This is a genomic window from Roseomonas sp. E05 (genome assembly GCF_030063475.1).
In the GTDB taxonomy this organism is placed as follows: domain Bacteria; phylum Pseudomonadota; class Alphaproteobacteria; order Acetobacterales; family Acetobacteraceae; genus Pseudoroseomonas.
On record NZ_JASIRT010000001.1, the window covers coordinates 301,898 to 314,158 of the forward strand.

The following is a 12,261-nucleotide window of genomic DNA, read 5'->3' on the forward strand; positions in this document are numbered from 1 at the left end:
CCAAAACGAAACGAACTCGCGCGGGGGGGGCTTCCTTCCCGCCCGACGAGGATCAGCCGCAGCTTGACGCCATCCGCCGGACGCGCAACATCACCACCATGTTCGCGACCATCATCATCAAGCGCATTACCAAGACGACCGCTCCGGCGGGGCGTCCTCTGGTGCGTGCGCGGTGATCGCCACGGCATAAAGCACCAGAAGGCCCCGCCGGAAACGGACGGGGCCAAGCCGATTGCCACGGCCCCGTCTCTCCCGGCACCACGGAAGAGACCCCATGCTGACCCTTGAAGAACCCGCCCAGGCCGCCCCGCACCAGGTGGTGCCTCCCACGCCGACGGTGGCCATCGTCGGTGCCACCGGCGCGGTGGGCGTCGAGCTGCTGCACTGCCTGGAGGCGCGGGACTTCCCGCTCGCCGGCCTGAAGCTGCTGGCCTCCCCCCGCTCCGCCGGCCGGACCCTGCGCTTCCGCGACCAGGAGCTGCCGGTCGAGGCGCTGGACGAGGCGAGTTTCGAAGGGGTGGACGTCGCCCTCTTCTCTGCCGGCAGCGGCGTCTCCAAGCGCTATGCGGCAGCGGCGGTGAAGGCCGGTGCAGTGGTGGTGGACAACTCCTCCGCCTTCCGCATGGACCCGGACGTGCCGCTGGTGGTCCCGGAGGTGAACGGGGCGGCCATCGCGCAGCACCGCGGCATCATCGCCAACCCGAACTGCGTCGCCATCATCGCCACCGTGCCGCTCTGGCCGCTGCACCAGCGCCATGGCATCCGCCGCGTCACCGCCGCCACCTACCAGGCGGCCTCCGGCGCCGGCGCCGCGGCGATGGAGGAGCTGCGCGAATCCACCGCAGCCGCGCTGCGCGGCGAGGCCTTCACGCCCAGGGTCCTGCCGCACCCCTATGCCTTCAACCTGTTCAGCCACAATGCCGAGGTTGACCCGGAGACCGGCTACAACGGGGAGGAGCTGAAGGTGATCGCCGAGACGCGGCGCATCATGGACGCCCCGGCGCTGCCGATCGGCATCACCTGCATCCGCGTGCCGGTCCTGCGGGCGCATGCCATCGCGCTGAACGTCGAGTTCGAGGCCCCCGTCTCCCCCGAGGAGGTCCGCGCCACGCTGGCCGATGCGCCGGGCGTGCGGCTGGTGGACGACCGTGCCGCCAACCACTTCCCGATGCCTTCCGAGGCTTCGGGCCAGGGCGACGTGCTGGTCGGCCGCATCCGCGCCGACCTGGGCGACCCTTCGGGCCGCACGGTGGCGCTCTTCGTCGCCGGCGACCAGCTCCTGAAGGGCGCCGCGCTGAACGCGGTGCAGATCGCCGAGCGCCTGCTGCGGCGCTGAGCGGAATGCCGGGGTCCGGGGTGGTTCAACCACCCCGGCGGGAGGGTCCGGGAGGGCGGCGCCATCCCGGGACGCGCGTTCAGCGCACGGTCCGCCCCACCAGCGGCCGGAGCGAGAGCCCCTGCACCAGGATGGTGAAGACTACCACGGTATAGGTGGCGGCCAGGATGGTGGATTTCTCCGCCACCTCCGGAATCGAGAGTGCCAGCGCCACCGAAATGCCGCCGCGCAGCCCGCCCCAGGTGAGCACAGGGATGGTGCCGCGCACGAAGCGCTTCCAGCGCGCCATTGCCGAGACCGACAACGCGACCGAGACGAAGCGCGCCGCCAGCACCAGCAGGACGGCCGCCACCGGCAGCCATCCCAGCAGCGTCTCCGACCGCAGCACCAGCACTTCCAGCCCGATCAGCAGGAACAGGATGGCGTTCAGGATCTCATCCACCAGCGTCCAGAAGCCGAACAGATAGCGCTTGGTCAGGTCGCTGATGGCATGCCCCGGCGCACGGTTGCCGATCAGCAACCCTGCCACCACCATGGCCAGCGGCCCGCTCATGCCCAGCCGCGCCGCCACGGCATAGGTACCGGTGACCAGCGCCAGCGAGATCAGCACCTCGATCGGATAGTTGTCGATCTGCTTCATCGCGGCATAGGCGGCATAGCCGGCGGCCAGCCCCAGCAGCATCCCGCCCGCCGCCTCGTGCAGCAGCAGTTCGACCACTTCGCCCAGCCCGGCGGCTTCCTCCCCCGCACCAACGGCGAAGGCCATGGCGATGGTGAAGGCGACGATGCCGACGCCGTCGTTGAACAGCGACTCGCCGGTCATGTCGAGTTCGAGCGACTGCGGCACCCGCACCGCCTTCAGCGTGCTGAGCACCGCCACGGGGTCGGTCGGGCTGATCAGCGCGCCGAAGACGAAGGCCCAGGTCAGCGGCAGCGCCACCCCCGCCAGCCCTGCAAGGAACCAGAAGCCGAAGCCGACGATCAGCGTCGAGATCAGCACGCCGAGCGTCGCCATGCAGCCCACCACCCAGGCGCGGTCGCGCAGGGCGGAGATGTCCACATGCAGGGCGCCGGCAAAGAGCAGGAAAGCCAGCATCCCGTCCAGCACCGTGCGCTGGAAGTCCACCTGGCGGATGATTCCGGTCAGGCTTTCGTAGAGCGGCGTATCGGGGAAGAGCAGGTCCGCCACCAGCAGCAGGACCGAGGCGGCCAGCCCCATGGCGAGCAGCCCCACCGTATCTGGCAGGCCGATCAGCCGCGTGTTCATCCAGCCGAAGGCGGCCGTCAGCACCAGCAGGAGGGAGATCAGTTCGAAGGGAGACAGCATGCAAGGCCGGAATGGTTGGCGGCCCAATGGGCCATGCCGGACAAGCACCCCAGCCGTACCAGGGTTGCACCCGCTGCAGAAGGTCGGGGGGAAGGAATTCCCCCGAACGTCCATCTTCATTTCTGCCAGCCGGGCACTGCGCGGGCCACCCGCGCGGGAAACTGACAGAAAAAAGAAGGGGGTCTGGGGAAATTCATTCCCCCAGCCTTCTCGCCGCCGCCCGCGAATCCGCCTAGACAACGCAGGACCGTCCCTGAGCCCGAAGGAGCCCCCGCATGCCCAGCTTCGACCTCATTCTGCGCGGCGGGACCTGCGTGCTCCCCTGGGGCGAGGTGCAGGCGGATGTGGGCGTTCGGGCCGGCCGCATCGCCGCGCTGGGTGACCTCCGCACGGCCGCCGCATCCGAGGTGATCGACTGCGCCGGCCTGCATGTCCTGCCCGGCCTGATCGACCCGCATGTCCATCTGCGCGACCCCTGTGTGGAAGGAGGGGGCGACCCGGCGGTGGAGACCATCCCGACCGGCACCAGGGCCGCCGTGCTCGGCGGCATCACCGCCGTCTTCGACATGCCCAACACCAGCCCCGCCATCACCAGCCAGGCGGCGCTGGAGAACAAGCGCGCCTATGTGAAGGGCAAAGCGTGGTGCGACATCGGCTTCTATGTCGGCGCCGCCAAGTCCAACATCGCTGACCTCGCGGCGCTGGAGGCGGAGCCGGATGTCTGCGCCATCAAGGTCTTCGCCGGCTCCTCGACCGGCGACCTGCTGGTGGAGGACGATGCCAGCCTGGAGCGCGTCATGCGCTCCGGCCGCCGCCGCATCGCCTACCACTCGGAGGACGAGGACCGCCTGCAGGAGCGCAAGCCGCTCTACGCCGCCGGCGGCCCGCACCGCCTGCACGCCGAGTGGCGAGACGTGGAATGCGCCTTCCTCGGCACCCGCCGGCTGATGGCGCTGGCGCGCGAGACCGGCCGCCCCGCCCATATCCTGCACGTCTCCACCGCCGAGGAGCTGGGCTACCTGAAGGATTTCCGCGATGTCGCCACGGTGGAGGTGCTGGTCAACCACCTCAGCCAGACGGACGAGGCCTATGACCGCCTCGGCGGCTACGCGGTGATGAACCCGCCGATCCGCGACGCCCGCCACCAGGAGGCCGCCTGGGCCGCCGTGCGCGACGGCACGGTGGACTGCATCGGCTCCGACCACGCGCCGCACAGCCGCGCCGCCAAGGAGCGCCCCTGGCCGGCCACCGCCGCCGGCCTGACCGGCGTGCAGACCCTGGTGCCGCTGATGCTCGACCACGTGGCCGCCGGCCGCCTCTCCCTCGCCCGGCTGGTCGACCTGATAGCGGCCGGCCCGGCCCGCGTCTATGGCGCCGTCTGCAAGGGCCGCCTCGCCGCCGGCTACGACGCCGACTTCACCATCGTGGACCTCAAGCGCCAGCGGACCATCGAGGAGAGCTGGATCGCCTCCCCCTGCGGCTGGACGCCCTTCGCCGGTCAGCGCTGCACCGGCTGGCCGGTGATGACCCTCATCCGCGGCCGCGTGGTGATGCGGGAGGATGAGGTGCTGGGCGCGCCGGAAGGCCAGCCCGTCCGCTTCCGCTGAGCCGCGGGCGGCCCTGCCGGGCCGCCGGCCCTTAACGCGGCGCGCCTTGGCCGCTATGGTCCGCGCCGCTTTTCACAGGGACCGGACCTTGCCGGATATCTTCGACGAAGTGCAGGAGGAGCTACGGGCCGAGCGGGCCCGGCGGCTCGGCATCCGATACGGCGGCCTGCTGGCCGGCATCGCGCTCCTGGCGCTGCTGGGGGTCGGCGGCTGGCAGGGCTGGCAGTGGTGGCAGGAGCGGCAGGCGGCGCAGTCCGGCGGGCTGTTCCTGCAGATCAGCCGCGATGCCGAGGCTCCCGGCGCCGACCTGAAGGCCGCCGGGGACAGCTTCGCCAGCCTCGCCACCACCTCGCCCGAGGGCTACCAGATCCTCGCCCGCCTGCGCGCCGCCGCGCTGAAGGCCGAGACGGGCGACCGCGAGGCCGCCCTGGGGCTCTACGATCAGCTGGCCGGCGACGAGGGTGCGCCGCCGCTCTACCGCGGCCTGGCCAATCTGATGTGGGTGCTGCACGGGCTCGACACGCAGGACCCGGCGGCGCTTTCGGCCCGCCTGACGCCACTGACCGAGCCGAGCAATCCCTGGCGCGCCTCGGCGCGGGAGTTGCAGGCGCTGCTGGCGATCCGCCGCGGCGAGAAGCCCGAGGCAAAGCGCATTCTTGAAGCCCTGGCCGCCGACGTGACCGCCCCGCGCGGCCTGCGCGACCGGGCAGGCCGTCTGGCGGCGGGATTGGGGGTCTGATGCGGAGCAGGACGATCTGGACGCGGCGCGCGGCGCTGCTCGGCGGGGCCGGCATGCTGGCCGGCTGCGGCACCATCGACAGCATCTTCGGCACCGCCAAGCAGTCCTTGCCTGGCGAGCGCATCTCCGTCCTGACGGCGCAGCGCGCGCTGGAGGTGGACCCGGCCCTGGCCGGCCAGCCCCTCACCCTGCCCCCGCCGCAACCGCGCGCCGACTGGCCGCAGCCCGGCGGCAACGTGGCGCATGACCCCGGCCATTCCGCCCTGGCGCCCAGCCTCAGCCGCGCCTGGACCGCCTCGCTCGGCACCGGCAGCGGCTATCGCCGGCGCATCACCGCCGGCCCGGTGGTGGCGGACGGCACCGTCTTCGCCGCCGATGCCTATGGCGTGGTCTCCGCCTTCGACCTGGCCCAGGGTGGCCGCCGCTGGCGCTTCGACACCCGCCCGGAGGACGACGAGACCGGCGCGGTCGGCGCCGGCTGCGCCTATGCGGACGGCACGCTCTACGTCGCGACCGGCATGGCCGAGCTGATGGCGCTGAACCCGGGCGACGGCAAGCCGCGCTGGCGGGTGAAGCTGCCCGCCCCCTCGCGCGGCGCCCCCGCCGTGGCGGGCGGCCGCATCTACGTGCCGACGATCGAGAATCAGCTCCTCGCCTTCTCCGCCCAGGACGGCGCGCGGCTATGGACCCACCGTGCGCAGCCGACCATGGCGGTGCCGCTCGGCTTGCCTGCCCCCGCATTGGACGGCGACTTCCTGGTCGCCGGCTTCCCGTCCGGCGAGCTGGTGGCCCTGCGGCCGGAGGATGGCCAGGTGCTCTGGACCGAGAGCCTGGCGGGACGCAGCCTCGGCGGCATCGGCGACATCTCCGGCGTGCATGGCCTGCCGGTGATCCATGAGGGGCGCGTCTATGCCATGGGCATGGGCAGCACCTCGCTGGCGGTGGACCTGCGCTCCGGCCGCCGACTCTGGGAACGCGAGATCGGCGGCACCGCCTCTCCCGTCCCGGTGGGCGACTGGCTGTTCCTGATGGGCCGCGGCGGCGGCCTCGTGGCCCTCGGGCGCGAGGATGGCCGCATCCGCTGGATCGCCGAGCTGAACGCCCCGCCGCCCGGCAAGGAGAAGAACGACGATCCCGCCACCTTCGGCACGCCGCTGGTGGCGGGTGGGCAGATCATCCTGCCTTCCAGCAAGGGCGAGGCGCTGCTGATCAACCCGGCGGACGGCAGCATCGCCGGCCGCCTGCGCCTGCCGGACGGCAGCACCCTCCCCGGCGCGGTGGCGCAGGGCACGCTGGTGCTGCTCGCCGATGACGGCACGCTGGCAGCCTATCGCGGATAAGGAAAAGGTCGGGGGAAGGAATTCCCCCGAACCCCCTTCTTCTTTTTGCCAGTCTGACGCCGCACGGGCCGCCAGCGCGAGAAACTCACGGAAAAAAGATGGGGGTCCGGGGGAATTCCTTCCCCCGGGCTTTTTTCACCTTTTCGCCCGCAGCACTCCGGCTTCCTGCAGCGCCGCCACCTCATCCGCCCCGAGGCCGAGCAGGTCCCGCAGCACATCGGCCGTATCGGCGCCCACCTCCGGCCCCGTCGAGCGGGGCGGCGGCACGGCGCCGTCGATGCGCGGCACCACGCCGGGATGCAGCACCGGCCCGTGCAGCGGGTCCGCCACCTCCCGCACCATCTCCCGCGCCCGGAACTGCGGGTCCGCCGCGCAATCGGCGATGGTGAAGACGCGGGTGGAGGGAATATCGGCCTCCGCCAGCATCGCCTCCAGTGCCGGCGCGTCGAAGCGCGCGGCCCAGGCGCCGATCAGCGCGTCCAGCTCGGCCACGTTGCGCACCCGCCCCTGGTTGTCGGCGAAGCGCGGGTCTTCGACCAGCTCCGGTGCGCCCATCAGCGTGGCCAGCCGGCGGAACAGCGGGTCCGAATTGGCGGCGATCAGCACCCAGACGCCATCCCGCGCCCGATAGGCGTTGGTCGGCGCCGCGGTGGCGATGCCGCCGCCAGAGGGCTGCCGGATGGTGCCGAGGGTCGAATAGTCGGGCAGCGCCCCTTCGAGCAGGCTGAAGACCGCTTCGGTGAGCGCCACATCCACCTCGCCGCCCGGCCCCGGCGGCGCCGAGCGCCGGTCCCGCCGCCACAGCGCCGCCACCACGCCCAGCGCGGCATAGATGCCGGCCACCGAATCCCCCAGGCTGACGCCGACCCGCACCGGCGGCAGGTCGCTGGTGCCGGGCGCGTGGTCCGTCAGGTAGCGCAGGCCGCCGATCGCCTCGCCGATCACCCCGAACGCAGCCCGGTCGCGGTACGGCCCGTCCTGCCCGTAGCCGGAGATGCGGGCGATCACGAGGTCCGGCCGTGCCGCCTTCATGGCGGCGGCGCCGAGGCCGAGTCTCTCCAGCTGGCCCGGACGGAAGTTCTCCACCACCGCATCGCAGTGCTTCACCAGCCCGAGCACGATCTCCCGCGCTTCCGGCCGCTTCAGGTCCAGCGCGATGCAGCGCTTGTTCCGGGCATGAACGGACCACCACGGGGCCTGGCCGTTGTGCCGCGCGCCCCACTGCCGCACCGGGTCGCCATTGGGCGGCTCCACCTTGATGATCTCGGCCCCGAGGTCGCCCAGCAGCCGCGTGGCGAAGGGCGCGGCGACGAAATGGCCGAGTTCCAGCACGCGCAGCCCGGCGAGCGGCGCACCGGCTCCGGCCAGTGGCGAGGGATCGGCGCGGCGCGGCGCGTCGGTCATGGGCTTACTCCGGCTTGATGTTGGCGGCGCGGGCGACCTGGGTCCATTCGGCCAGTTCCTTCTCCACCCGCTGGCCCAGCGCCTCCGGCGTCATCGGATGGACGATGGCACCCTGCTCCTCGGCACGACGGCGGAACTCCGGCGTCTTCACCACCGCGTCCACCGCCTCGGTGATCCGCTTCAGCACGGGCTCCGGCGTGCCGGCGGGCGCGAAGACGGCGAACCAGGCCGTCACCTCGACGCCGGACTGGCCGGACTCGGCCATGGTCGGCACCTCGGGCAGCGCCGGGTGCCGCTCGGCCGAGGTGATGGCCAGCGCCCGCAGCGTGCCGTCCTTCACATAGGGCATCAGCGGTGGCGGCGTGGTCATGAAGACCTGCACGCGCCCGGCCAGCAGGTCCTGCGTCGCCGGCCCGGTGCCGCGATAGGGCACATGCGCCATGTCCATGCCCGCCTTCTGCTTCCACAGCTCGGTGCCAAGATGCTGCATCGAGCCATTGCCGGCGGAGGCGTAGTTCAGCTCGCCCGGATGCGCCCTGGCATGGGCGACCAGCTCGGCCGCGGTCTTCGCCGGCACCGAGGGATGCACGAAGACCACCTGCGGCGCATCCATCAGCAGCGCGACGGGCACCAGGTCCTTCTGCACGTCATAGCCGAGATTGGGGATGATGGCCGGCGTGCCGACATGGTAGCCGGAATACTGCACCAGCAGCGTGGTGCCGTCCGGCCTGGCGCGCGCCACCGCGCCGGTGCCGATGGCGCCGTTCGCCCCGGCGCGGTTCTCCACCACCACGCTCTGCCCCAGGCGCCTGGCCAGCGGCTCGGCCAGCAGGCGGGCGGCGAAATCCGTCGTACCCGCCGGCGCGGTCGGCACGATCAGCGTGATGGTGCCGCTCTGCGCGCGGGCGGCGGGCGCGGCGCCCAGCAGGGCGCCAGCAAGGCCAAGGGACGCGGCGCACAGCAGGCGCCGCCGGTTCGACAGCATGGCTCGGACATCTCCCGGTTCGTTGCCCGGCAGGATGCCAAGTGCCCGGCCCGCCTGCCACTCGCGTTTGGCGAGGCGAGACATCGCCGCCTGCGATGGTCGGCACCGGCTACGTCTCCAGCCGCGCTGCCTGCTGGACGAAGAGCCGCGCCGGCGCCGGCAGGGTGGCACGGTCCCGCACGCAGAGCTTCAGCCGCCGCTGCGCCCAGGCGTCGCGCAGCGGAACGCCGCGCAGCCCCATGGCCTCGGCGAAGGGGTGGATGCAGGCCTCCGGCAGCACTGCAAGCCCGATTCCGACCTGCACCAGTCGCCGCAACACGTCGAAGCTGTTCACATGCACCCGCAGGTCGATCGGCCGCCCGCATTGCGCCGCCGTGCTGGCCAGCATCTTCTGGATCGAGGATTCCCGCGCCAGCCCGACCTGCGGGAAATCCAGCGTCTCCGCATAGTCGAGCGCCTCCACCCCGGCCAGCGGATGGCCCAGCGGCACCACCACCTGCAGCCGGTCCTCGCGGTAGAACAGGCTCTCCAGCCCCTCGGCCGGCACGCTCTCCGCCATGATGCCGACATCCGCCAGCCCGTCCCGCACCGCCCGGACGATCTCCGGGCTCAGCAGCTCCTGCATCTCCACCCGGATGCCCGGCCAGCGCGCCATGAACAGCGCCAGCTCCTCCGGCAGGAACTCGGTCAGCGAGGAGGTGTTGGCGGCGATCCGCACATGCCCGCGCACCCCCTGCGCATGCTCGCCCATCTCGTCGCGCATCCGCCCCAGCACGGCGAAGACGCTGCGCGCATGGCGCAGCAGCGCCTCCCCCGCCGGAGTCAGCGCGATGCCGCGCGCATGGCGCTGCAGCAGCGGCGTGTCCATCGCCGCCTCCAGCTCCGCCAGCCGCCGGCTCACCGCCGAAGGCGCGATGTGCCGCCGCGCCGCCGCCGCCGCGATGCTCCCCTCCTCCGCCACCGAGAGGAACAGGTCGAGCGTCACCAGGTCGAACCGCAGCCGGCCCTCGCTTGTGCCTTGGGACATGATGGGGAATCTGCGGCGGCGGCCAAGTCCGGTCAAACCGGCAGGGCGGGGGCGGTTGAACCACCCCGGACCCTGCCCCCTCAGGACAAGGCCAGCAGGTCGCGGCGAAGCCGGCCGGCATCGCCGCCCTCCAGCAGCGCCTCCGCCTCCCGGTGCGCCCGCTCCCAGACCGGCAGCGCCGCGGCCAACAGCGCGCGTCCCTCCTCGGTCAGCGCCAGGCGGCGGGCGCGGCGGTCCTGCGCATCGGCCGCCACCACCAGCAGGCCGCGCCGCTCCAACGGCTTCAGCGCGGCGGTCAGCGTCGTCCGGTCCATCGCCAGCACCGAGGCCACCGACTTCATCGGCGCCGGCTGTGGGCGGTTCAGCGACATCAGCAGGGAGAACTGGCCGCTGGTCAGGCCAACCGGCCGCAGCGCCTCGTCGAAACGGCGCGCCAGGGCCCGCGCCGCGCGCTGCACATGCAGGCAGAGGCAGGCATCGCGTACCAGCAGGGTCGTCTGAAAAGTCAGGTCCACGGGGTTTGACAAGCCATCTACGTTGATATCAACTTATCCATGTCGTCTCGCAATGGCGCCGCGCAAGGAGCACGGCGAAGCGGAGAAAACAGGATGCCGAATCCGCATGGGGTTTTCATCTGGTACGAACTGATGACCACCGATGCACCGGCCGCCACCGCCTTCTATCGCGCGGTGCTGGGCTGGGGCGCCCGAAGCGCCGGGCAGCCCGGCACGGACTATACGCTGCTCCTCGCCGGGGACGCCCCGGTCGCCGGCGCCATGACCATGCCGCAGGACGGAAGCTGCGCCGGCGAAGGACGCCCCACCTGGATCGGCGACATCGCGGTGGAGGACGTGGATGCCATGGCGGCGCGCGTGACCGAAGCCGGCGGCTCCATCCTGCGCCCGCCCGAGGACATCCCCGGCATCGGCCGCTTCGCCGTCGCCGCCGACCCGGAGGGCACCGTCTTCGTCCTGTTCCGCGGCACCGAGGCGATGCCCCTGCCCCCCTTCGCCATGGACAAGCCCGGCCATCCCGCCTGGCACGAGCTGGTGGCCACCGACGCCGAGGCCGCCTTCGCCTTCTATTCCCGCCTCTTCGGCTGGACCAAGGCGGAGGCGCACGACATGGGCCCGATGGGCGTCTATCAGCTCTTCGCCGCCGATGGCGTGGTGATCGGCGGCATGATGACCCGCCCGCCCGGCATGGCCGCCTTCCCCTGGACCTTCTATTTCCGCCTCGAGAGCGTCGGCGCCGCGGCGGAGCGCCTGCAGGCGCAGGGTGGCACCGTGCTGAACGGCCCCCATGAGGTGCCGGGCGGCCAGTGGATCCTGCAGGCGCGGGACCCGCAGGGCGCCAGCTTCGCGCTGATCAGCGCAGGACGCTGACGCCACGGCTCCCCGGCCATCCCTGCCCCCCGCTCCCTCGCCCCCCGCCCTCCCCCGGGTGATCGCACCGCGCGATGCCAAGGCTCTGCATCCGGCACTGGTCGGCGCGCCCCCGCCGCGCCACCCTTCCTCCCGGGAGGAACCCGCATCATGCCGGATGTCACCATCGTGGAGGTGGGGCCGCGCGACGGCTTCCAGCCGATCGGCCCCTTCATCCCCACGGATGAGAAGCTTGCCATCATCCAGGGCTGCGCCGCCGCCGGCCTGACGCGCATCGAGGCCGGCGCCTTCGTCGGGCCTGCCGCCGTGCCGCAGATGGCGGATGCCGAGGCGGTGCTCTCCGGCACCCTCGCCCTGCCCGGCGCCGACCCGCAGATGCTGGTGCCGAACGCCCGCCATGCCCGCCGCGCCCTGGCCGCCGGCGCGCGGCATCTGGTCTGGGTCGTCTCCGTCTCCGAGGCGCACAACCGCAGCAATATCCGCATGAGCCCGGCGGAATCGGTGGCCGAGTTCGCCGCCTTGCTGCCGGAGCTGGAGGGCGTCCGTCTGCGCCTGAACATCGCGACGGCCTTCGACTGTCCCTTCACCGGCCGTGTCGCCCCCGAGGCTACGCTGGACCTCGTCGGCCGCCTCGCGGCGCTGCTCCCGGACGCCGAATACGCCCTCTGCGACACCACCGGCCGCGCCGACCCCGCCCATGTCGCGGACCTGCACGCCGCCTGCGCCCGCGCCTTCCCGCAGGTGGCCGCCTGGGCCTTCCACGGCCATGACACCTACGGGCTGGGCCTCGCCAACATCATGGCGGCGCATGGCACGGGGGTGCGGGTCTTCGATGCGGCCATCGCCGGCCTGGGCGGCTGCCCCTTCGCTCCGGGCGCGACCGGCAATGTGGCCACCGAGGATGTCGCCTGGATGTTCGCCCGCATGGGGGCTTCCACCGGCCTGGACCTCGGCGCCTTGCTGCCGGTGGCGCGACGCGCGGCAGCCTTGCCCGGCGGCTGCCCCGGCGGAAGGGTGCGGCAGGCCCTGGCGGCCTAGAACAAGGTCGGGGGAAGGAATTCCCCCAAACCCCCATCTTCTTTTTGGCCGTGGGGGCCATGCTTTCCGCCCA

General features: G+C 72.3%; 11 protein-coding genes. 6 read left to right on the plus strand and 5 right to left on the minus strand.

The window, feature by feature from the left end:
* Window positions 1-274: 274 nt before the first annotated feature.
* Complete coding sequence (locus QMO56_RS01495) at window positions 275-1,336, plus strand: aspartate-semialdehyde dehydrogenase (RefSeq protein WP_283523252.1); 1,062 nt, start codon at window positions 275-277, stop codon at window positions 1,334-1,336.
* A gap of 79 nt (window positions 1,337-1,415) precedes the next feature.
* Here the strand turns inward: QMO56_RS01495 and QMO56_RS01500 are convergent, their stop codons facing one another.
* Entirely contained in the window at window positions 1,416-2,663 is a 1,248-nt protein-coding gene (locus QMO56_RS01500) for a sodium:proton antiporter (RefSeq protein ID WP_283523253.1), read from the minus strand.
* 275 nt (window positions 2,664-2,938) lie between these two features.
* Between QMO56_RS01500 and QMO56_RS01505 the strand changes: the two genes are divergently transcribed.
* The 3 genes from QMO56_RS01505 (at window position 2,939) to QMO56_RS01515 (ending at window position 6,349) form a co-directional block, all read left to right on the plus strand.
* On the plus strand, window positions 2,939-4,270 hold the full coding sequence (locus QMO56_RS01505; RefSeq protein ID WP_283523254.1) for a dihydroorotase: 1,332 nt from the start codon (window positions 2,939-2,941) through the stop codon (window positions 4,268-4,270).
* A gap of 88 nt (window positions 4,271-4,358) precedes the next feature.
* Window positions 4,359-5,009: a tetratricopeptide repeat protein gene (locus QMO56_RS01510; RefSeq protein ID WP_283523255.1), complete on the plus strand. Its 651-nt coding sequence runs from the start codon at window positions 4,359-4,361 to the stop codon at window positions 5,007-5,009.
* Window positions 5,009-6,349, plus strand: a complete 1,341-nt coding sequence (locus QMO56_RS01515) for a PQQ-binding-like beta-propeller repeat protein (protein WP_283523256.1) — start codon at window positions 5,009-5,011, stop codon at window positions 6,347-6,349. Before QMO56_RS01510 ends, QMO56_RS01515 begins: the two co-directional genes overlap by 1 nt.
* A gap of 135 nt (window positions 6,350-6,484) precedes the next feature.
* On the opposite strand, the gene QMO56_RS01520 is transcribed toward QMO56_RS01515, so the two are convergent.
* The 4 genes from QMO56_RS01520 to QMO56_RS01535 form a co-directional block, all read right to left on the minus strand.
* Window positions 6,485-7,753 carry a CaiB/BaiF CoA-transferase family protein gene (locus QMO56_RS01520; protein ID WP_283523257.1) on the minus strand — a complete coding sequence of 423 codons (1,269 nt, stop codon included), beginning with the start codon at window positions 7,751-7,753 and terminating at the stop codon, window positions 6,485-6,487.
* Window positions 7,754-7,757: 4 nt separating this feature from the next.
* Complete coding sequence (locus tag QMO56_RS01525) at window positions 7,758-8,738, minus strand: tripartite tricarboxylate transporter substrate binding protein (protein ID WP_283523258.1); 981 nt, start codon at window positions 8,736-8,738, stop codon at window positions 7,758-7,760.
* 109 nt (window positions 8,739-8,847) lie between these two features.
* The gene (locus tag QMO56_RS01530) at window positions 8,848-9,765 is read right to left on the minus strand and encodes a LysR family transcriptional regulator (RefSeq protein WP_283523259.1); all 918 of its coding nucleotides are present in this window, start codon (window positions 9,763-9,765) and stop codon (window positions 8,848-8,850) included.
* 80 nt (window positions 9,766-9,845) lie between these two features.
* Window positions 9,846-10,280 carry a MarR family transcriptional regulator gene (locus tag QMO56_RS01535; protein ID WP_349362331.1) on the minus strand — a complete coding sequence of 145 codons (435 nt, stop codon included), beginning with the start codon at window positions 10,278-10,280 and terminating at the stop codon, window positions 9,846-9,848.
* 93 nt (window positions 10,281-10,373) lie between these two features.
* On the opposite strand from QMO56_RS01535, the gene QMO56_RS01540 reads away from it, so the two are divergent.
* Complete coding sequence (locus QMO56_RS01540; RefSeq protein ID WP_283523260.1) at window positions 10,374-11,150, plus strand: VOC family protein; 777 nt, start codon at window positions 10,374-10,376, stop codon at window positions 11,148-11,150.
* Window positions 11,151-11,300: 150 nt separating this feature from the next.
* On the plus strand, window positions 11,301-12,188 hold the full coding sequence (locus QMO56_RS01545) for a hydroxymethylglutaryl-CoA lyase (RefSeq protein WP_283523262.1): 888 nt from the start codon (window positions 11,301-11,303) through the stop codon (window positions 12,186-12,188).
* The last annotated feature ends 73 nt before the right edge of the window (window positions 12,189-12,261 follow it).